Here is a 20118-nt window from a genome sequence, read left to right on the forward strand (position 1 = left end):
GTGTGGACGGGCTGGGGATGCGCCAAGCGTGACGTGAGCCCACGAGGTTCACGTCACCGCCGGGCACGGAAGGTCGCGACGGACACGGACGCGGTGACGTTCGTCCGCGCCCCGCCGGCCGCGGCGTCGGCTACCAGCGTCTCCCGCAGCGTCGCGTCGTCCACGTGATGCGCGCTCGGTCCCATCCGGATCAGGCGCGCGACGTTGTCGGGATCAAGCTCGAGGGAGAAGGTCAGTTCGTCGCGCGACACCGGGGCGAACCTCTCTCCCAGCGCCTGCTCGACACGCTCGTCCTTGCGCTCGTCCACGGAGAGCATGCCGGACGCCCCGAACCTGCCGACCAGCTCGGCCAGGTGCGCTGACGTCGGCGTCACCACGACGAGCACGCCGTCCGGACTCAGGACGCGGTGGAACTCGGCGGCGTTGCGGGGCGCGAACACGTCCAGGATCGCTGTCGCCGCGCCGTCCGCGACCGGCAGCACGTCCCAGGCGTCCGCGCCCACGGCGGCGATGCGCGGATGCGCCTTGGCCGCACGGCGCAGCGCGTACGTCGAGACGTCGATGGCCACACCCCATGGGGCGCGCCCACCGGCCGCGGGCCGGGCATCCAGCCCACGCTCGAGCACGTCCAGCGTTCGCCGGAGGTAGTAGCCGGTCCCCGCGCCTATGTCGACCACCAGGGGCGGCGCAGGATCGGCACCGGCGGCATCGTCCCGCACGGTGTTCCCCACGGCGCGCGCGACGGCGTCGGCGATCGGCGCGTAGTGCCCTGCGTCCAGGAACTCGGTGCGGGCGGCGACCATGTCCGCGGTGTCCGCCGTGCCCCGGGGTTTGCGGCCGGAGCGTAGGTTGACATAACCCTGCCGGGCGACGTCGAAGGAATGCCCGGACGCGCACCGCAGCGCCGACCCGGCCGTCCGTACCGTCGCCTCCGCCTCCGGCGCGCCACCGCCCGGGCTTGCGCGCACGACGGTCAGCCGGGCACGGCACACCGGGCAGGCCAACGCATCGACCAGCTTCGCCTCCAGCACCGCCGGGCCGCCGACAGCGCCATTGCCGGTGAGCGGTCCGACGACGTCATCAGAGGTCACAATCGTCGATCCTGCCACGTGTCCGTTCGCCGGTCAGCTCGTGGTCCGGCGACGGAACAGCCGCGCGGACACGGGGATGACGATGACGAGGATGCCGACGGTCCAGACAACCGCTTGCCACGCGCTGTCGCCGATCGGCGTGCCCATGAGCAGGCCCCGGACCGTCTCGATGATCGGGGTGATCGGCTGGTGCTCGCTGAAGCCGCGCAAGGCGGCGGGCATCGTCTCGACCGGGACGAACGCGCTGCTCATATAGGGCAGGAAGAGAATGAAGAAGGTGAAACCGCTTGCGGCATCCGCGCTCTTCGCGATCAGGCCGAACATCACCGATACCCAGGTCATCATCAGGATGAACAGGGAGATCACCCCGACGGCGGCGACCCAGTCCAGGAACGAGGCGCTGGGCCGGAACCCGATCAGCAGCGCCACGCCGACCACCAGCGCCGTGGAGAACAGGTTGCGGGCCAGGCTGGCGACCACGTGTCCGAGAACGACGATCCAGTTCGTGATGGGCAGCGAACGGAACCGGTCCATCACGCCGGTGGTCATGTCCGTGGTGACGCTGACGGCGGTGGTCGCGGCGCTGAACCCGGCGGTGAGCAGGATGACGCCGGGGACGACGTAGTCGACATAGTCCGACTGGGCGATGCCCGCCTCGAGCGCACCGCCGAAGACGTAGACGAAGAGCAGCAGCAACATCATCGGCAGGAACACACCCATGAAGAGGGCGTCCCCGTTGCGCACGGTGTGCCGCAGGCTCCGGCCGATCAGCACCCAGGCGTCGGCGATGTTCCACGCCAGGCTGGGCCGGGGCGCCGGGTGCCGCTGGTGCCGACGGGTGGGTTCTGCGTATGTCGTGGTGGTCATCGTGCCTGTGCTCCAGAGTTCGAGAGGGTCTGCGGGTGGGTGTCGGTGCCGGGGCGGGCGCCGGTCGGGGTGCCGTCCTCCGCGGGCGTCGGTGGATGTGGCGCGTGCGTGCCGGTCAGGGTGAAGAACACGTCGTCCAGGCTCGGTTTGGACAACCCGATCCCGTTGACCGGGACCGACGCTGCGGCCAGGGCGTTCAGGACGTGGCGGACGTCGTCCGGGGCGTCCACCGGCAGGCTGAGGCGCGTCGCGTCGTCGTGCAGGTGCGCGGTGTCGGTCCGGTCGACGACGTGCAGCGCCGCACGGGCGTCGTCGGCGCTGGCGAAGGTCAGCTCGACACGTTCCGTGCCGACCCGCTCCTTCAACTCCGCCGCCGTGCCGTCGGCGATGATCCGGCCGTCGTCGATGACCGCCACGCGATCGGCGAGCTGGTCCGCCTCCTCGAGGTACTGCGTGGTGAGCAGGATGGTGGTCCCGCCGCGCAGCAGGTCGCGGATCACGTCCCACATCTGCTGCCGGCTGCGCGGATCGAGGCCGGTGGTCGGCTCGTCGAGGAAGATGATCGGCGGCGCGGCGATCAGGCTGGCGGCCAGGTCCAGCCGCCGCCGCATCCCGCCGGAGTAGGTCTTGACCGCGCGGTCGGCCGCGTCGGCGAGGTTGAACTGGTGCAATAGCTGATCGGCGCGGTCCCGGGCGCGCGCCCGGCCAAGGTGGTAGAGGCGGCCGATCATCACCAGGTTCTCCCGTCCGGTCAGGATCTCGTCCACGCTCGCGTACTGGCCGGTCAGGCCGAGCACGTGCCGTACCCCTCCGGGCTCGCGGGCCACGTCGTAGCCGCCGACGGTGGCTTCTCCCCCGTCGAACGGCAGCAGCGTGCTGAGGATGCGCACGGTGGTGGTCTTGCCGGCGCCGTTCGGGCCGAGCAGCGCGAGCATGGTGCCTTCGGGTACGGCCAGGTCGACTCCGTCGAGCACGGTCGCGCCCTTGAACGCCTTTTTCAGGCCGCTGGCGCGGATCGCGTAGTCGTGCGAGTTGGTCACGGTGGTTCCTCTCCGATCCGGTGAGTCAGTACGAGTAACTGTATATTGCATAAACTGTATGCAGTGTACACTATGGTTTATGCTATACACAGTTCTAGGATGGTCGTCAATCTTCACAGCGAAAGGACCGTATGAGCGCCGACCAATCGCCGGCTCAGGAACCAGTCCGGATGCTCGAGCTGCTGTGGGGGACGGCGACCCCGCCGAGCCGCGGCCCGAAGCCGGCGTTGAGCCTGGCCAAGATCGTTGACACCGCCGTCGCGATCGCCGACGCCGAAGGGCTGGCCGCGGTGTCGATGCGCCGGGTCGCCGAGGAGCTCGGATTCACCACGATGTCGCTGTACCGGTACGTCCCGAGCAAAGAGGACCTGCTGGAGCTGATGCAGGACGCCGCGGCCGTACCGCCGCCGGACGTGGACCTGGACAGCATGCCGGACCATTGGCGCGATGCCGCCCGCTGGTGGGCGACGCACAACATCGAGATGTTCCGCCGTCACCCCTGGTTCCTGGATATCCCGCTCAGCGGCCCTCCGATGGGACCCAATCAAGTGCGCTGGATGGACCGGCTGCTAGGAGCGTTGGCCGGGACCGGTCTCGCCCCAGGCGAGAAGATGGGTGTGCTGACCCTGCTCAGCACCTGGGCGCTCAGCGCCGGCCGGCTCGAGCTGTCATTGACCGAGGGCGCGTCGCGGACCGGCATCGAACCGGACGACTGGGATCCGATCTACGGCGAGCTGCTCGCCAAGGTCGTCGATGCCGAGGAGTTCCCCGCTCTGGCCGAGGTCATCCAGTCGGGCATCTTCAGCGGGCCACAGTCCGACCACGACGACGGCGGTGCCGTCAGCTCCGACGCCGACGGTCACACTGACGGAGGTGTCGGTGAGGACCTCGGGGATGACATGACGTTCGGCCTCGAGGTGATCCTCGACGGCGTCGAGGCATTGGTCGAACGCCGTCGCACCTCCCCCTGAGCTCTAGCGGCCGACGGCGTAGCCCTGCATGCCGCGCGGATTGGCCGCGGCCCGCAGCAGACCGTCGCCGGCCCGGCTCGCCGCGGAGAGCCGGCCCAGGCTCCACTCCCCCTCGACGACGACGTCGTGCCCGCGTTCGCGCAGCGCTCGCACCGTCGCCTCCCCGATCCGCGCCTCCACGTGCACCCGCCCCAGAAAGGCGCTACGTGGGTAGAACGACGACGTGAAGTGAGTGGTGTGCCACGATGGCGCGTCGATCGCCTCCTGCATGTCCATGCCATGGTGGACCCGGCGCAGGAACCACAAGAGCGACCATTGATCCTGCTGGTCACCACCGGGCGTACCGAAGGCGGTGATCTCGCCGTCGGCCACCGCGAGCGACGGTGTCAGCGTGGTACGCGGCCGTTTGCCCGGCGCCAGCGAGTTCGGCAGCCCTTCGTCCAGCCAGAACATCTGAGCGCGCGTGCCCAGGCAGAAGCCGAGTCCGGGAATGGTCGGCGCGCCGTGCAGCCACCCACCGCTCGGCGTCGCGGACACCACGTTGCCGTGCCGGTCGACCACGTCCAAGTGGCAGGTGTCCCCCTTGACTGGCCCCAAGGTGGGCTCGCCGACCCACGTCTCCCCGAAGCTGTCCGGCACCGGTCGCGCGGCGGGCAGCCGGGGTTCCCGCCCGCCAGGGCTCCCGGGGCGCAGGTCCCCGACGTCGGCCGCGTCCCCGATCAGTGTGCGCCGTCGCTCGGCGTACTCGCGAGAGAGCAGCGCATCCAGAGGCACGTCGGCGAACGCGGGATCTCCGTAGAACGCCTCCCGGTCGGCGAAGGCGAGCTTGGCGCATTCGACCACGGTGTGCACGAACTCCGGCCCGGACGGGTCCATCGATGCCAGGTCGAAGCCCTCGAGGAGCGCCAGCTGCTGCAAGAACACCGGAGCCTGGCTCCACGGACCGGCTTTGTACACCGTCCGTCCGTGATAGTCGAACGAGATCGGCTCCTCGACGGTGGATCGCCACGCTGCCAGATCGTCGTGGCTGAGCAGGCCGCGGTGCGCCCGCCCACTCTCGTCCATCACCTCGGTGGCCGCGAACTTGGCGACCGCCTCGGCGACGAAGCCTTCGTAGAACGAGCGGCGGGCGTGCTCGATCTGCTCGTCGCGGTCGTGCGAGGCGGCCGTCGCCTCGTCGGCGATGCGCTGGTAGGTCTGGGCGAGTTCATGGTTGATGAACCGGCCGCCGGGCGTCGGCGGAGTGTCGCCGTTCAGCCACAACGACGCCGAGCTCGGCCAATGCTCGCGGAACCACGGCGCGACCCGGGCGATGACGCTCACCGCCGAGCGGCCGATCGGAAATCCTGCGCCGGCGTACTCGATCGCGTACCGCAACACGTCCGCCGGGCCGAGCGTGCCGTACCGCTGGAGCAGCAGCATCCACGCGCCGAACGAACCCGGCACACACGCCGGCAGCTGTCCCGTCCCGGGCACCAGGTCAAGCCCGAGCTCCCGGAAGGTCGCGATGTCGGCCGCGGCGGGCGCGCTGCCCTGCCCGCACACGACGAACGGACGCTGCTCGCGTGCGTCCCAGGCGACGAGCGGGACCTCGCCCCCTGGACCGTTCATCTCCGGCTCGACCACCTGCAGGACGAACCCGGCGGCCACTGCCGCGTCGAACGCGTTCCCGCCACGTTCGAGGACGGCCATCCCCGCCTGTGACGCGAGCCAATGGGTGGAGGCCACCATCCCAAAGGTTCCGGTCAGCACTGGACGTGTGGTGAACGCCGAGCTCTGCACAGCCATACCTCATCCTCCCATGATCATGAACACTAACCTGTGTTATGCGCACGGTAAGTGTTCATGATCATGGGAACGTCACTTCAGCACTCCGGCGGTGAGGCCGGACTGGACCTGCTTCTGGAACAGGAGGTAGACGATGAGCACCGGCATCAGGGCGATGACGAGCCCCGCGAACAGCGCCGTATAGTCCGCCCGGAACCCGGTGTTGGCAGCAAGCGTGCCCAGACCCTGGGCGAGAACACGCTTGTCGCCGTCCTGCATGATGACCAGCGGCAGCACGTACTGGTTCCAGTGGCCCAGGAAGTTGAACAGCGCCAGGCTGATGATGCCGGGCTTCGCCATCGGGAGCATGACCCGGAAGAACAGCGAGAAGTGCGTGCAGCCGTCCATGATGCCGGCCTCGGCGACCGACGTCGGCAGAGTGCGGAAGAACGCGGTCAGGAAGAACACCGTGAACGGCATAGAGAACGCGACGTATACCAGCGCCAGGCTGAGGTAGCTGTTCAGACCGAGGAACTGGCCGATCAATGGGATGTCGCCGGTGTTGCGGACCACGAAGAACATCGGCACCAGCGCCAGGAACACCGGCAGGATCAGCCCACCGATGAACATGAAGTAGACGATGCGGTTGCCTGGGAAGTCGTAACGCGCGAGCACATACGCACCCATCGCCCCGAACAGCATCGTCATCGTCAGGGACATGGCCACGACGATGACGCTGTTCAGGAAGTACTGCCCGATGTTGGCGGCGTTCCATGCTCGGGCGAAGTTGTCCCATTCGATGCCGCCCGGCAACCCCATCGGGTCGGTGCGGAACTCGCCGTTGGTCTTGAACGACGACAGGATCGCCCACACCAGCGGCAGCGTGGTGATCAGGCCCCAGAACAGCAGGAACCCGCCGTTCAGCAGACCGATGGCGCGGCCGCGGCCGCCCACGCCGGGTTGGCGGATGCGTGTCTCGCGCGCAGGCGTGTCCGTGCTCGAGCCCTGGGGGCCGGCCTGAGTCGCGGTCATGCCAGCTCCACCCTCTCCCGGCGCAGTACACGAAAGAACAGCACGACGATGGTCATGGTCAGCACCAGCATCAACACTCCGATTGCCGCGGCGTAGCCGAAGTCGCTCTGGGCGAAGGCCGCTCGGTAGATCGCCACGCCCAGCACGTCGCCGGCTCCCTGCACGCCACCGTTGACGCCGAGCATGATGTGCACGATCGCGAAACCGTCCATCGCCTGGATAGCCATGTACACCCAGCCGACCTGCACGGTGTCCCACACCAGTGGCAGCGTCACCTTGCGGAACGTGGTCATCCGGTTCGCGCCGTCCAGCAGCGCGGCCTCATAGATGTCCTTCGGGATCGACTGCATGGCCGCGGAGAACAGCACCACGTAGAAGCCGACGAACGCCCAGGTCATCACCAGCACGACGATCCAGATGAGATACTTCGGCTCGCCGAGCCACAGCTGTGTCAGGTTCCCGAGCCCGATAGCCTCGAGGATGTTGTTCAGGATGCCGCCGGCGTTCTCGGGCGCGAACACGTACGCGAACACGATGGCGACGATCGCGTGCGGCAGAACCTGCGGGAAGAAGTAGACGACCTTGTAGATCGACGATCCCCGCACCCCGGTGATCGCCTGGCCGCGGCCACGGCCGCCGACATTGAGCATCGAGGCGAAGAACAGAGCGAGCATTACGGTGAGGACGGGAACGACGACCAGCAGGATCAGGTTGTTGCGCAACGCGGTACGCAGCTGATCGTCGTTCCACATCTCCACGTAGTTGTCGAACCCGATGAAGGTCTGGCTTGCGGTCAGCCCGCTCCAGTCGGTCAGCGAGATGTAGATCGCCTGCACGTACGGCGACAACATGTACAACACATAGATCCCGACCGGCGGCAGCAGGAAAGCCAGGATGAATGGATACTTGCCGTGCCGTAATGCGGTCATGTCTCTCAGGCCTCGCGGGTCTGCTTGGAGATGGAGTCGTCGTTGCGGATCTCCGCCGTGGCCGCCTCACACTGCTCGACCCACTCGTCGACGGTGATGTCGGCACGCAGCAGTGCACCGGTGGCCTGGTCGATGCCGGGGTTCTCCAACGTCGGATACCAGCTCGGGTACAGCCAGTTGATGACGTTGTCGCCGGCGGCGGTGAGCGCCTGCTGCGCCGACGAAAGCCCGGGCGCCTCGAACTCTACGCCCTCGTTCGCCGCGGCCACCGACGTCAGGCTGGTGACCGTCTCGGTGAAGCCCCGTGCGCCCTCCACCGACAGCATGGCTCGCATGTATTCCATGGCCGCTCGCGGGTTGGCTGCGTCGGCCGGGATGAGGTACGGCTCACCCGCGGTGGCGCGGATCGTCTCCAGCGGCATGACCGCGTCCTCGGAGAGCAGCGGCTCCGGCATCATGGCCAGCTCGAACGTCGGGTCCTCGGCGATCGCGTCGGCCTCTTCATTCTCGATCCAGGAACCGGACGGGCAGAACACCGCGTCGCCCCTGGCCCACAGCCCCTGGGCATCGCGGAACTCCATCCCCTCGACGCCGGGCAGGAAGTAGTCGTTCTCCTTCAGGCTCCGCAGCGCGGCCGCGGACTCCCGGATGGCCTCGTGCCCCCAGGCGCCCTCCTCGAGGTTGTCCAGCGGCACTAGGATCTCCGGCCCGGCCAGCTTGGTCGCCATGGTCAGCAGTGGCCAGTTCATGTACCGCGGCGCGGTGACGCCCTGATACACCCAGGGCGCGATGCCGGACGCCTTGATGTCGGCGCAGACGTCCATCATCTCCTGCCAGGTGGTCGGCACCGGCCAGCCGTTCTCGTCCATGAGCGTCTTGTTGTACCACAGGCCGAACACCGTGAACGCGTAGTTCAGCACGTACGGCACGCCGTCGCGGGTGCCGCTCTCGATCGTGCCCGGAATCAGCGTGTCGCGTACCGTCACCGCGGGGTCGTCCCAACTCGGGGCGTCGAACAGTTCGGTCAGGTCGTACAACTGCCCATCGCTGGCCAACTGAGCGGTATCCATGCTGCCGTCGCCCGAGTTGTTCACGAAGTCCGGCGGGTCGCCGGCCACGAACCGGGCCTGCAGCTCCGAGCCGATGTCGACGGCCGCATTGTGGTTGATCTCCACATCCGGCCACTTTTCGCTGAAGATCGGCTGGTGCACCTGGGTGGCGTACTCGTCACCGAAACCGCCGTCGAAGATGTAGATCTCCACCGGCTGGTCCTCTGCGATGCCCAGCGGGTTGTCCTCGGTGACATCCGCCTGCGAGCCACCGTCGCCGGAGTCGGTCTCGTCGTCATCGTCATCGCCTCCGGTGGCGCAGGACGCGAGCAGAGCCGCTCCCGGTCCCACCGCCAGTCCTCCGGCCGCCACCTGCTGCAGGAATGTGCGGCGTGTGGGCGATGCGGACGTCTTGCGTGCACTGTTCTTCACTGTGCTCCTCACCATCTCCGTGCTCCCTTCCTGTTCTCGTCTACTTGGTCTTGTCGTTGGAGCCGCAGCCGCTCACCGTGGTCGCGAGGGTCTGGCCGCGGCGTCCGGTACGATCTGCCTGCCCCGATCGCGAGGTCAGCTCCCCCGGCGGATCCGGCCCTCGTATCGCTTGAGTAGTGCGTCATTGTGGGCGTCCCCTTCCGGCACGTTCGCGGAGAGGTAGACAGGGGGTTGTTCGCCGGCGTCCAGCAGCCGCCGCACTACCTCTGCCGTGAGGAACTGAGCCAGTAGCGCCGACGTGATCGTCGACACCGCGCACACCGCGCCGCCGCCGGGAAGCGGCAGCACCGCGTCCCCGAACGGCCCACCGTTGTCCAGCACCACGTCCGCGAAGTCGGACAGCTTGCCGCCGGACGGATGGCGCGACTCCACCTGCTGACTGTGCTGCAGCGAGGTGATCGCGATCAGCGGGTGTCCGCGCTCCTTGGCGATGGCCGCGAGCCCGACGATGCTTCCGTTGATCCCGGAGTTCGACGCGATGACGAACACGTCCGCGGGATCCACCGGGGTGGCGTTGTACAGGCGCTGCGCCAGCTGCGGATCGCGTTCCAGCCGAGGATCGTTCAGCACCGACGGCGGTTCGCCGTCCTCGACCACCAGATCGCGCAACGCGATCCGGTTCGATGGGATCAAGCCGCCGGCGCGTCCGGCGATCTCCATCGCGATCGCCTGCGAATGCCCGGTCCCGAAGGCCTGAATCACACCACCACGGCGGATTCCCTCGGCCATCAGGTCGGCCGCCCGCGCTACGCCTTCGGCTTGGCTGGACGCCACCTCCTCTATCGCTTCCCGGACCCGCTCAAGGTAGGCCTCCGCGCTGATCGCGCTCGTGTCGTTCACTGGCTCGTCGGTACGCACTCCGGTCCTCTCACTACAGCCGTCCCCGTGTCGTGACTGCACTTGTCGTGACTGCACTTGTTGTCACTGCGCTATCACTGCGCTCCCTTGGAGGGGAGTTGTCTTCGGTGTCCGCTGACGGCGTCGGCGGTCACCTTCAGCGCAGCGATGGTCTGCTCGTGCCGTCGCTGCGCCACTGCCACGTAGACCAGATCGAGCACGATGGTCTGTGGAAGACGGGATGCGTGCGGAGCCGGCCGGAACGTCGTCTCGTGCGCGGCCGTGGTCAGGACGATGTCGGCCACCTCGGCCAGCGGCGCCTCGGGCGAACTCGTCACGGCGACCGTCGTCGCGCCGCTGCTGGCGGCCACGGACAGCATCTCGAACGTCTCCCGGGTGGTGCCGGAGTGTGAGATTCCGACGGCAACGTCGCCCGGCTTGAGCAGCACGCCGCTGGTGAGCCCCGAGTGGACGTCCGCCCAGGTCCACGTGGGGACACCGATGCGGTGCAGGCTGAGCTGCGTCTTCTGCGCCATCAGCGCGCTGCCGCCCATGCCGTACAGCTCGACGCGGCGGGCGGCGTCGATCGCGTCCGCCGCGCGCTCGACCGCCTCCAGGTCCAGTTGCGCCATCGTCTCTTGAATCGCCCGGATCTCCGCGGTGGCGATCAGGCTGGCGACGCGGTCGATCGGATCGGTGGGGCTGATCGCCCGGCCGATGTCGATCTCCCAGCCCGCCACCGACGACGACCGGCCGGTCTCCTCGGCCATGGCCAGCCGGAGATCGGCGTACCCGGCCAGCCCGATCGCACGGCAGAAGCGGGTGACCGTCGCCGGGGACGTGCCACTGCGCTCGGCGGTCTCCAGGATGGTCGAGCGAGCGATCGCCGCGGGCGCGGACAGCACCTGCTCCCCGACGCGGAGCAGCGCGGCGGGGAGGGTGGGAAGCAGGGCGCGGGTGCGGGCCAGGATGGCGTCGCCGCTGAGTCGCTCGCCGGCGACCGACGTCGGTGCGGCGGCGGGCTCCGGAACCGGGGCTGCTTCTAGCACCGGGCCGTGCTCTGGCTCCGGGCCGTGCTCCGGCTCGGACGCCGGTGCGTCGTCGGACACCCTCGCACCCCTTTCGCGCCGTTACACTGTCGGTTTCACGCCGTGGTGACGCGTCGTCACCCCGGCGACACGCGCTACCGGGACCAGGCACCCGAGGTCTGATTGCAAATTTCACGACTGCCCAGATCGGTTAATGTGCTGAAAACTATTTCTGAACGTTGAGCGTGTCAAGAGTTCGCCGCCAGCTTGGCGAAGCTGTGACATGCTGGCGACGCAACGGAAACGAGAGGAACTCCGTGACGACAGCGGACGCACTGGTCCTAGGGCTGGATATCGGTGGAACATCCACCCGGGCGCTGGTCGCCGGGCTGGATGGTGAGCGTGTCGCCACCGGCCGGGGCCCTGGGGCGAACATCACCTCACACGCGCCGGAGACGGCGATCGCCGCCATCGAATCCGCGCTGCGGGCAGCGCTGACCCATGTCGACGACCCCACCCGGATTCAGCGGGCCGTCATCGGAACGGCGGGCAATTCGAACCTGCTCCAGCCGACCGTGGCTGAGGCGCTTCGGCAGACCTGGTCAGCCGTGGGCCTGACCTGCTCGTACGGCATCGTCTCGGACGCGATGGTGGCCTTCATCGCAGGGACACCGGAGCCGGACGGAACGCTCCTGCTGGCGGGCACCGGGGCGCTGGCCACCGCGTTCCGGCGGCGGCAGCGGATGCGCACCGCCGACGGCCACGGCTGGCTGCTCGGTGACCTCGGCTCCGGGTTCTGGTTGGGAAAGGAAGCGGTCCGTTCCACGCTCGCGGCGCTGGAGCGCCATGAGGTGCCCGGACCGCTGGGCCTGGCGGTCCTGCATGCGCACCTCTGGCCGGACGACGATCCGTCCGCGACGCGCGAGCGGGTCGCGGACATCGTGCATACCGAGGCCGTCTCGACGACGCTCGACCGCGGCGACAGCTTGGTGGCGCGACTGATCGTCGCCGCGCACGCCCGTCCGCCGGTCACCCTGGCTGGCCTCGCGCCTCTGGTGAGCTCGACGGCGGGTGCCGACCCGGAGGCCGATCGCATTCTCGCCGAGGCCGCCGGTCATCTGCTCGACGCCGTGGCCACCGTCCGTGCCACAGGCGACGCGAATCCGATCGTGCTCGCCGGCTCGTTGCTCACGACCGATAACCCGGTACGGCGCCTGGTCCAGCCGGAGCTCGCGGCGCGATGGCCCGACGCCCCGATCACCACAGCTCTCGACGGTGCCGCGGGCGCCGCCTGGCTTGCCGCGGGCGCGTTGCTCGGCCCGACCACGCTCGACGCCGCCGAGTTGCACACCCGTCTGCTCGGCCGCCAGAGCGTGAGCGAGGGTTCTCGGCCATAACCGACGCGCACTGGGGATCGACGCGTCGATGGGACGCGGGTTCAGGGCGCTCTGACGCCCGGAACCCGCATCCCATCCTCAGCGGTACAGCATTCAGCGGTCCAGCCCTGGAACCGGAAAGCGGCCGGTGATCTCGTTGACCTCACCACGCACGTGGCTCACGGCCTTCTCGACCGTGTCCTCGTCGCCGGACGCCAGCGCAGTCACGACCTCGTCCATCCAGCGAGCCACCTCGCGCATCTCGCTTTCGCCCATCCCCCGGCTGGTGAGCGCCGCCGTGCCGAGCCGCAGCCCGGACGGATCGAACGGCTTGCGCGGGTCGTACGGGATCGTGTTGTAGTTGGTCTCCAGCCCGGCCCGGTCGAGCGCCTGAGCTGCCGGCTTGCCAGCGACGCCCTTCGGGGTCAGGTCGAGCAGGATCAGGTGGTTGTCGGTTCCGCCGGAGACGAGTTCGAACCCGCGGCCGGCCAGTTCCTCGGCCAGAGTCACGGCATTGGCCACGATCTGCCGGGCGTACCGGGAGAACTCCGGCTGCGCCGCCTCGTGCAGCGCCACCGCGATGCCGGCCGTGGTGTGATTGTGCGGACCGCCCTGCAGTCCCGGGAAGACCGCCTTGTCGATCGCCTTCGCGTACGGCTCGGTCGCCAGGATCATCGCGCCGCGCGGACCGCGGAGCGTCTTGTGCGTGGTGGTGGTGATGATGTCGGCATGGCCGACCGGCGACGGGTGCGCACCTCCGGCCACCAGGCCGGCGATGTGCGCGATGTCGGCCACCAGCACGGCACCCACCTCACGCGCGATCTCTGCGAACGCCGGGAAGTCGATGGTGCGCGGGATCGCCGTGCCGCCGCAGAAGATCAGCTTCGGCCGCTCCTTGCGGGCCAGGTCGCGGACCTGATCCATGTCCACCCGGCCGGACTCCTTGCCGACCTCGTAGTGGACCGCGTTGAACCACTTGCCGGTGGCGGAGACGGACCAGCCGTGAGTGAGGTGCCCGCCCATCGGCAGCGCCATGCCCATGACCGTGTCGCCGGGGTTGACCGTCGCCAGGTAGACCGCGAGGTTTGCCGGCGAACCCGAGTAGGGCTGCACGTTGGCGTGGTCGGTACCGAAGACCGCCTTGGCCCGGTCGATGGCGACGGTCTCGATCTGGTCGATGACCTGCTGGCCCTCGTAGTACCGACGGCCCGCGTAGCCCTCCGAGTACTTGTTGGTCAGCACCGTCCCAGTGGCCTGCAGTACCGCCGCCGAGACGTAGTTCTCCGAGGCGATCAGCTTCAGCGTGTCGCGCTGGCGGGTCTCCTCGGCGTTGATCAGCTCCGCCAGTTCAGGGTCCACTGCACGTAGCGAGTTGGGGGTGGTGGTCATGGCGCTAGGCCACATCCTTTCCGTATTCCGGCGTCTGTCGGAGTCCCCAGGCGCGCGGTAACTCCATCGTCAGCTCCCCGGTGGTTACTTCCACCTCGACCGCACTGCCGTGCGGCCGGATGCGCCAGTCGCCACCACTTCACCATAGCCGCATCCGCGGCGGATCCCTACCGGCCCTCCCGCGATGTGGATTTCCGTTCCCGCGGGCCTAGGCTGTTATCCGTGGTCACCGTCCGTCCGCAGCCGCCGCATCCGTTCTTCGACCACCCGGCGCCGCTGGCCTTCGCTCACCGGGGCTTCTCGCCGGAGGGGACGGAGAACAGCATGCGTGCGTTCGCCGCCGCGGTGGATCTGGGTTACCGCTACGTGGAGACCGACACGCACGCCACGGCCGACGGCGTGGTCGTGGCGTTCCACGACTCCACGCTGGACCGGGTCACCGACCGTAGCGGCGTGATCGAGCAGCTGCCCTGGGACGAGGTCCGACGGGCGCGGATCGCGGGCACCGAACCCATCCCGCAACTCGAGGAGTTACTCGGTACCTGGCCCGACCTACGGGTCAACATCGACATCAAGTCCGCGTCGGCCGTACAGCCGACGGTCCGGGCCATCGAGCGCACCGCCTCCCACGATCGGGTGTGTATCGCGTCCTTCTCCGATACCCGGCGCCGGCTCGCCCTGCGTGGACTGACCAGGAAAGTCGCCACGTCGGCGGGTCGGTCTCTGGTGTCCAGCTTCGTCTTCGCCTCCCGGGCCGGGCTGGCGGGACGGTCGCGTCGGTGGCTGGGTGAGGTGCATTGCCTGCAGGTGCCGATCCGGGTGGGGACGTTCCGCGTCGTCACCCGCCGATTGATCGCCGACGCGCATGCCGCCGGGCGGCAAGTGCACACGTGGACGGTGAACAGCGCCGAGGATATGAACCGCTTGCTGGACCTCGGTGTGGACGGCATCGTCACCGATCGCGCCGACATCCTGCGTGACGTGCTCGACGCGAGAGGCGCCTGGACGCCGGACGGTTAACCGTTGAACCACGCACTGCGGCGGATCTGCTTCATCGCGCCGCGGCGCGTCGCCGGATCCAGCCGGTGGATGTAGACGATCCCGTCCAGGTGGTCGACCTCGTGCTGCAGGCACCGGGCGAGTTCACCGCCGCCCTCGACCCGTACCGGCCGGCCGTCGGCGTCGACCCCTTCCACCGCGGCATACGCGGCCCGCTGGGTCGGGAACCATAAGCCCGGAACGGACAGGCAGCCTTCCTCACCACCCTGCTCGCCATTGGTCTCCACCAGTACAGGGTTGAAGACGACGCCGCGCTGGCCCTCGGCGCCGTAGGAGAACGCCCGGGCCGAGACGCCGATCTGCGGCGCGGCCACGCCCGCACGCCCCGGGACGTCCAAGGTGTCCAGCAGATCCTGCGCCAATGCACGGCTGAACTCGCCGAACTCCTTGACCTCTTCGGCGACGGTGCGCAGCACCGGGTCCCCGTACAGTCTGATCTCACGGACCGTCACGGCCACTCCACTCCTGTTCCTGCCTAAGCTCCCCTGCCGAGCTCCACGCCAAGCTGAGCCAATCTAGCAACAGGTGAAGCGGCAGTTCACGCGGCCTCAGCGTGCTGTCTCGCGCTAACATGGGTACAGGTGAGGTAGTGGATACCAGCAAGGCGCCGGTACGTAGTGAGCGAAATCACGCGCGCTGGCTTCGCATTGCCAGCGCGGTTCCGGAACACTGGCGTAGCTCCATCCGTTCTCTACATGCCGGTAATACACGACAGCACAGTCCAGGGGTTCTACCAACCCCGGAAGGGTTCCTACATGTCTGAGCGTTCCACCCTACGTGGCTCCCGCCTCGGCGCCCGGAGCTACGAGGATGAGCGCGGCGTCGAGTTCGCTGAGCGGCAGGTTATCTCCTATAGCTGCGCTCTCGGTCACGGGTTCGAGGTGACGTTCTCCACCGAGGCCGAAGTGCCCGCCTTGTGGGACTGCCCGAAGTGCGGTTCCGAGGCCCTGCGCCAGGCAAGCGACCGGCCGGACGAGAAGCCCGTCAAGCCGGCGCGTACCCATTGGGACATGCTCCTGGAGCGCAGGTCCATCGAGGAGCTGGAGGCCCTGCTCGACGAGCGCCTCGAGCTGCTGCGCGCAGGCCTGCTTCCCGGTACCGCACACCTGGCGGCGAACACGCGGGATCGCAAGCGCAGTGCCTGATCGCTGCGCCTGATCCCGGGCGCACACGCGGAACGAACGACGGTCCTGGTACCTATCGGTGCCAGGACCGTCGCCTTATGTCCAGCGATCAGCCCTCGTCTTCCTGCTGCGCATCCGGGCGCCGTGGCTGGCCAGCGGAGTCACCCAGTACTTCGCCCTCGATCACGTCGCCGCGGCGCTGACCACCACGCCGTCCGGGTGTCCCACGAGCGGGGAACGTGCGCAAAGCCGCGGCGGCCAGCCGGCGGCCCACACTGCGGCGCACCGGCGGCAGCAACAGCGCCAGCGCCGCCGAGTCCGTGACGAACCCGGGCAGCATCAACATCGTCCCCGCCAGCAGCGTGACGCCCGCATCCGCGATCCCCTCTTCCGGGGAGCGGCGCTGTCCGGTGATGCCGGTCTGGTCTTCCACCTGTGGCTCATCGGTGGACTGCGCGGCCTCGAAGGCGGCCGCGCGTAACGAGCGCCACGCCCGGAAACCGGCTCGCCGCATGAGCCACAGCCCGAGCACGCTCGTCGCCAGCGCCAGCAGGATCGCGTAACCGAAGCCGATCGCATTGCCGACGATGACGAAGGCGACGATCTCCACCACACCGGCGAGGAACGGGCCGAAGGCACTGACCGTACGCCGGCGGTGCGTATTCACCTGATCATGACTCATCTGCGTTCCCCCTGAACGCCGGAGCCCGTACGGCAGACCGCACCTGACGGAGACGATGGCCGGCACCCCACCGGGTCACCTGCAGGAACGCCTCCTTGACGATGCCGGTCCCCATTTTGGACTCCCCTTGCTCACGTTCGACAAACGTTATGGGGACCTCGACGACGCGGAGCCCAGCACACACCGCGCGCCACGCGAGGTCGATCTGGAAACAGTACCCCTGGGACGCGACCGAGGCTAGGTCGATCGTCCGCAGCGCCGATGCGGAGAACACCCGGAAGCCGCTGGTGGCGTCATGCACACCCAACCCGAGCATGAACCGGGTGTAGGTATTGGCGCCGCGGGAGAGCACCTCGCGCCGGCGGGGCCAGTTCACCACGCTGCCGCCCGGGACGTACCGCGATCCGAGCACCAGGTCAGCGTTGCCCGCCGCCGCCAGCAGCGACGGTAGTTCTTCGGGCTGGTGCGAACCGTCGGCGTCCATCTCCACCAGATACCCGAATCCCCGATCCAATGCCCATCCGAAACCCGCGACGTACGCTCGGCCCAGGCCTTGTTTGCCCGCGCGATGCAGCACCTCGATCCGCGAATCCCGGGCCGCCATCTTGTCGGCGAGCTCTCCGGTGCCGTCCGGCGAACCGTCGTCGACGATCAGGATGTGTGCCGTGGGTACCGCCGTACGCAGGCGGGAGACTGTGCGTTCCAGCGTCAGCGCCTCGTTGTACGTCGGAATGACGACGACCACGTCGGCGTCGGTCCGGGCGTGCCCCGTCGGCTCCTCGTCGCCAACCCTGGTCATCTGGGCCTCCTACCTCGCCTCCGGGACTGCCTGCTCACGATGGCGCCACCCGACGTGCTGGGCGCCGGACGTCGTCACACTCGGGACGTCGTCGTCACACGCCGGCCGCCACCGGCTCGGGCTCCCGGGGCGAACCCGAATCGACCTCGGTCGGACGACGCGTCAGCGCGATCCCCGCCACCACGGCGCCCAGCGCCAGTCCGACGATCACCCATTCTGGCCAGGCGCCGACCGTCGTCGCCACCGTCGTCTCATCGGACAGGCGGACATCCGCGACCAGCACGTCCTGGGTGAACAGTTCGGTGCGCTGCTCAACTGTACCGTCTGGGCCGATCACCGCACTGATGCCGGACAGTGCGGAGACGATCACCGACCTGCCGTGCTCGACGGCGCGCAGCCGGGACTGCGCCAGGTGCTGCTCGCTCATCGGCGAGTCGCGGAATGTCGCGTTGTTCGTCTGCACGGCCAGGAACTGTCCCCCGTCGACGACGGCGTCCCGCACGATCTCGTCGAAGCCGACCTCGAAACAGATGGCCAATGCGATCGAACCGACGTCGGTGGAGAACACTCCGACCTCGTCACCGGCGATCTGGTCCAGCGGCTGCCGGTTCACCGCGTCGGTGATGAGGGCGGCGATGTCCCGGAACGGGATGTACTCACCGAAGGGCATCGGGCGTCGCTTGACGTAGGTCTGCGTCGGGCCCTGCTCAGGGTCCCAGAGGATCGAGGTGTTCTCTTTGTGCCGGCCGTCGCCGGTGGGGATGATCGCACTGAGCACGACCGGAACGCCGATCGCGGCCACGGCGCGGTCGATGTCGGCGTAGATGGTCGGATCGGCGAATGGGTTGATGTCCGAGGAGTTCTCCGGCCAGATCACCAGGTCCGGCTGTCGCACCGAACCATTCTCGACGTCTCGAACCAGTTGATGGGTCGCCGCCACATGATTCTCGGTGACCACGCGGGCGCGCGCGTTGTAGTCCAGCCCCATCGCGGGGACATTGCCCTGCACGCTGGCGACCGTGATGGTGTCGCCGTCGGGCGCAGGCGGCGAGACGAACAGGCCGGATACCGTCACCGCAGCCGCTGCTCCGGCGGCCACCACGCGCGTCCACCGGTCGGTGGAGACCACGAGCCAGGCCAGCAAGCCGGAGACGAGCGCGACCGCAAAGGACACCAGCGGCGTGCCGCCCAGGGCCGCAAGACCGGTGAACGGTCCGTCGGCCTGCGCAAAGGCGAGCTTGCCCCAGGTCAGCCCGCCCCACGGGAAACGTCCGCGGAACGCCTCCACCGCGATCCACACCGCCGCGATCCACACCGGCCAGCCCGGCAACCGCTGCACCACGGTGAATCCCATGGTGAGTAGCACAAAGAAGGACGCTTCGAGAATGCCGAGCAGGACCCACGGGATGGGCCCCACCTCCATCCCCGTCCACCACATCAGCGGCAGGAAGAACGCCAGCCCGAGAACGACACCGAGCAGTGCCGAGCGGCGCAGCGGCTGATCTCTGACCAGCAGCGCCGCGGCTCCGGGGGCCAGCGCTGCGGTGAACCACAGGTCGAACGGCGGGAACGCCAGTACCAGGCACAGTCCGACAACGATCATTCCGCCGGCGCGCAGCGCGGTGGACCGCCTGCCTTCGCCGGCTGTTAACCAGAGACTCACGCGTCGGACTCCATCTACCAACCTCACATACAGTTCGCGACCTACAACTCGCGCAGAAGTCGAGGGTATCGCCAGGCGCAGCCGTCGGGTAGCCCGCCATTGAAGACAACGTACCTGGCAACGCCCTTGGTGCCCGAGTCCGGAGCGAAAGCGGCAAAGGAGATCAGCGTCACATCCGTGCACGGGGTTGCCTGACGTACGGCGCATTGGGGAAGCTGTGCGCCTGCGGCTCGGCCAGACGGCTGGAGATGTCTGCGGCCGGATGTCCCGCATCGGATACAGGGATGATGCGTGGGTGACATCTTCAGGCACGTGCCGGCAGATCAGTCGGGGGACGCGGCCCGGCCGCCCTTCGGACCGAACCGCGATGCCGCCGGATGCGACTCGCGACCCGTTGTCTACTGGACTGGCCGGGCCCGACCTGGTCTCACCCCGTGCCACAACGGGTCAACGTGCGGGCCCGGCGCGCAAGCGTAAGCCTGGCTGAATGAGGCGAATCGGATTTCCCGTTTCGCCTCGGCCCCGGTCGCACTGCCTACCCGGGACGTCTCCCCGTAGTGGTTCGTCCGTTGGTGGACTTCATGTGACTCTGCTCCAGTCCGTCGCACATGTCAACCACCACGCGACCTGCACAGATACCCTATAGCGGCAGGTCATCCGGGCCATGGTCATTAAAGGTCGATCATGAAATTCGTCATTGTCGTCGGCGTGTCGCGAATTCACCGGATGTGATTACGCCGTGATAGCGCCATAAACGGTAGTTGATCAAATGTCACAATGACTGTCACGACGCCTGAATGCCGCTATCGGCGTTCCACACTAGTGCGCCGACGCGGAGCGGAAACGGCACGCAGATGCGAAGTGGGCCGCCATCGGGCTTCCGCAGATCCGTCCAAATAGTACATCTGCCGCACGCCGGCGAG

General features: G+C 68.2%; 18 protein-coding genes. 4 read left to right on the forward strand and 14 right to left on the reverse strand.

From position 1 onward, the window contains the following. Positions 1-53: 53 nt before the first annotated feature. From G1H10_RS14460 to G1H10_RS14470, 3 genes are read right to left on the reverse strand one after another with little or no spacing between them, the layout of a single operon-like run. A complete protein-coding gene (locus tag G1H10_RS14460) occupies positions 54-1091 on the reverse strand; it encodes a putative RNA methyltransferase (RefSeq protein WP_163738853.1) in 1038 nt (345 codons plus the stop codon). Positions 1092-1124: 33 nt separating this feature from the next. After that, positions 1125-1958, reverse strand: coding sequence for an ABC transporter permease (locus G1H10_RS14465; protein ID WP_163738855.1), 834 nt, complete (start codon positions 1956-1958; stop codon positions 1125-1127). Further along, positions 1955-2998, reverse strand: a complete 1044-nt coding sequence (locus G1H10_RS14470) for an ATP-binding cassette domain-containing protein (RefSeq protein ID WP_216853267.1) — start codon at positions 2996-2998, stop codon at positions 1955-1957. The genes G1H10_RS14465 and G1H10_RS14470 overlap by 4 nt, the downstream gene beginning before the upstream one ends. A 131-nt stretch (positions 2999-3129) precedes the next feature. Between G1H10_RS14470 and G1H10_RS14475 the strand changes: the two genes are divergently transcribed. Next, a complete protein-coding gene (locus G1H10_RS14475) occupies positions 3130-3969 on the forward strand; it encodes a TetR/AcrR family transcriptional regulator (RefSeq protein ID WP_163738861.1) in 840 nt (279 codons plus the stop codon). A 3-nt stretch (positions 3970-3972) separates the two neighbouring features. Here G1H10_RS14475 and G1H10_RS14480 read toward each other — a convergent pair whose 3' ends face one another. The 6 genes from G1H10_RS14480 to G1H10_RS14505 all read right to left on the reverse strand — a co-directional run bounded on the left by G1H10_RS14480 (position 3973) and on the right by G1H10_RS14505 (position 11184). Beyond that, positions 3973-5757: a gamma-glutamyltransferase family protein gene (locus G1H10_RS14480; RefSeq protein WP_163738863.1), complete on the reverse strand. Its 1785-nt coding sequence runs from the start codon at positions 5755-5757 to the stop codon at positions 3973-3975. 72 nt (positions 5758-5829) lie between these two features. Continuing rightward, positions 5830-6768 carry a carbohydrate ABC transporter permease gene (locus G1H10_RS14485; RefSeq protein ID WP_163738865.1) on the reverse strand — a complete coding sequence of 313 codons (939 nt, stop codon included), beginning with the start codon at positions 6766-6768 and terminating at the stop codon, positions 5830-5832. Continuing rightward, positions 6765-7697 (reverse strand): carbohydrate ABC transporter permease, encoded by a 933-nt coding sequence (locus G1H10_RS14490; RefSeq protein WP_163738868.1) that lies wholly within the window; start codon positions 7695-7697, stop codon positions 6765-6767. Before G1H10_RS14490 ends, G1H10_RS14485 begins: the two co-directional genes overlap by 4 nt. 5 nt (positions 7698-7702) lie before the next feature. Further along, positions 7703-9193 (reverse strand): N-acetylglucosamine/diacetylchitobiose ABC transporter substrate-binding protein, encoded by a 1491-nt coding sequence (gene ngcE, locus G1H10_RS14495; protein ID WP_163738871.1) that lies wholly within the window; start codon positions 9191-9193, stop codon positions 7703-7705. Positions 9194-9313: 120 nt separating this feature from the next. Continuing rightward, the gene (locus G1H10_RS14500) at positions 9314-10078 is read right to left on the reverse strand and encodes a sugar isomerase domain-containing protein (protein WP_216853268.1); all 765 of its coding nucleotides are present in this window, start codon (positions 10076-10078) and stop codon (positions 9314-9316) included. A gap of 92 nt (positions 10079-10170) precedes the next feature. Continuing rightward, positions 10171-11184 carry a MurR/RpiR family transcriptional regulator gene (locus tag G1H10_RS14505; protein WP_216853269.1) on the reverse strand — a complete coding sequence of 338 codons (1014 nt, stop codon included), beginning with the start codon at positions 11182-11184 and terminating at the stop codon, positions 10171-10173. Between the two features lie 236 nt (positions 11185-11420). Here G1H10_RS14505 and G1H10_RS14510 point away from each other — a divergent pair, with 236 nt between their 5' ends. Then, the gene (locus tag G1H10_RS14510; RefSeq protein WP_163738875.1) at positions 11421-12500 is read left to right on the forward strand and encodes an N-acetylglucosamine kinase; all 1080 of its coding nucleotides are present in this window, start codon (positions 11421-11423) and stop codon (positions 12498-12500) included. Between the two features lie 93 nt (positions 12501-12593). Here G1H10_RS14510 and glyA read toward each other — a convergent pair whose 3' ends face one another. Beyond that, complete coding sequence (glyA, locus tag G1H10_RS14515) at positions 12594-13868, reverse strand: serine hydroxymethyltransferase (protein ID WP_163738878.1); 1275 nt, start codon at positions 13866-13868, stop codon at positions 12594-12596. A 222-nt stretch (positions 13869-14090) separates the two neighbouring features. On the opposite strand from glyA, the gene G1H10_RS14520 reads away from it, so the two are divergent. Beyond that, on the forward strand, positions 14091-14888 hold the full coding sequence (locus tag G1H10_RS14520) for a glycerophosphodiester phosphodiesterase family protein (protein ID WP_216853270.1): 798 nt from the start codon (positions 14091-14093) through the stop codon (positions 14886-14888). On the opposite strand, the gene G1H10_RS14525 is transcribed toward G1H10_RS14520, so the two are convergent. Further along, positions 14885-15379 carry a peptide deformylase gene (locus G1H10_RS14525; RefSeq protein ID WP_163738881.1) on the reverse strand — a complete coding sequence of 165 codons (495 nt, stop codon included), beginning with the start codon at positions 15377-15379 and terminating at the stop codon, positions 14885-14887. The two genes, G1H10_RS14520 and G1H10_RS14525, sit on opposite strands and share 4 nt — an antisense overlap. Before the next feature lie 303 nt (positions 15380-15682). Between G1H10_RS14525 and G1H10_RS14530 the strand changes: the two genes are divergently transcribed. Then, positions 15683-16072, forward strand: coding sequence for an RNA polymerase-binding protein RbpA (locus G1H10_RS14530; RefSeq protein ID WP_163738883.1), 390 nt, complete (start codon positions 15683-15685; stop codon positions 16070-16072). Between the two features lie 88 nt (positions 16073-16160). Here G1H10_RS14530 and G1H10_RS14535 read toward each other — a convergent pair whose 3' ends face one another. The 3 genes from G1H10_RS14535 to lnt all read right to left on the reverse strand — a co-directional run bounded on the left by G1H10_RS14535 (position 16161) and on the right by lnt (position 19195). Continuing rightward, the gene (locus G1H10_RS14535; protein WP_163738886.1) at positions 16161-16733 is read right to left on the reverse strand and encodes an FxsA family protein; all 573 of its coding nucleotides are present in this window, start codon (positions 16731-16733) and stop codon (positions 16161-16163) included. Next, a complete protein-coding gene (locus G1H10_RS14540) occupies positions 16723-17532 on the reverse strand; it encodes a polyprenol monophosphomannose synthase (protein ID WP_163738888.1) in 810 nt (269 codons plus the stop codon). Before G1H10_RS14540 ends, G1H10_RS14535 begins: the two co-directional genes overlap by 11 nt. 94 nt (positions 17533-17626) lie before the next feature. Continuing rightward, a complete protein-coding gene (gene lnt, locus G1H10_RS14545) occupies positions 17627-19195 on the reverse strand; it encodes an apolipoprotein N-acyltransferase (protein WP_163738892.1) in 1569 nt (522 codons plus the stop codon). Positions 19196-20118: the final 923 nt, after the last annotated feature.

Origin of the sequence: Phytoactinopolyspora halotolerans (genome assembly GCF_010550675.1) — a bacterium.
Classification (GTDB): domain Bacteria; phylum Actinomycetota; class Actinomycetes; order Jiangellales; family Jiangellaceae; genus Phytoactinopolyspora; species Phytoactinopolyspora halotolerans.

Bases quoted from the DNA above. Each gene is read 5' to 3' on its own strand.
- G1H10_RS14465 (WP_163738855.1), bottom strand. From the start codon at position 1,958: ATGACCACCACGACATACGCAGAACCCACCCGTCGGCACCAGCGGCAC.
- G1H10_RS14475 (WP_163738861.1), top strand. From the start codon at position 3,130: ATGAGCGCCGACCAATCGCCGGCTCAGGAACCAGTCCGGATGCTCGAG.
- G1H10_RS14480 (WP_163738863.1), bottom strand. From the start codon at position 5,757: ATGGCTGTGCAGAGCTCGGCGTTCACCACACGTCCAGTGCTGACCGGA.
- G1H10_RS14485 (WP_163738865.1), bottom strand. From the start codon at position 6,768: ATGACCGCGACTCAGGCCGGCCCCCAGGGCTCGAGCACGGACACGCCT.
- G1H10_RS14490 (WP_163738868.1), bottom strand. From the start codon at position 7,697: ATGACCGCATTACGGCACGGCAAGTATCCATTCATCCTGGCTTTCCTG.
- ngcE (WP_163738871.1), bottom strand. From the start codon at position 9,193: ATGGTGAGGAGCACAGTGAAGAACAGTGCACGCAAGACGTCCGCATCG.
- glyA (WP_163738878.1), bottom strand. From the start codon at position 13,868: ATGACCACCACCCCCAACTCGCTACGTGCAGTGGACCCTGAACTGGCG.
- G1H10_RS14530 (WP_163738883.1), top strand. From the start codon at position 15,683: ATGTCTGAGCGTTCCACCCTACGTGGCTCCCGCCTCGGCGCCCGGAGC.
- G1H10_RS14535 (WP_163738886.1), bottom strand. From the start codon at position 16,733: ATGAGTCATGATCAGGTGAATACGCACCGCCGGCGTACGGTCAGTGCC.
- G1H10_RS14540 (WP_163738888.1), bottom strand. From the start codon at position 17,532: ATGACCAGGGTTGGCGACGAGGAGCCGACGGGGCACGCCCGGACCGAC.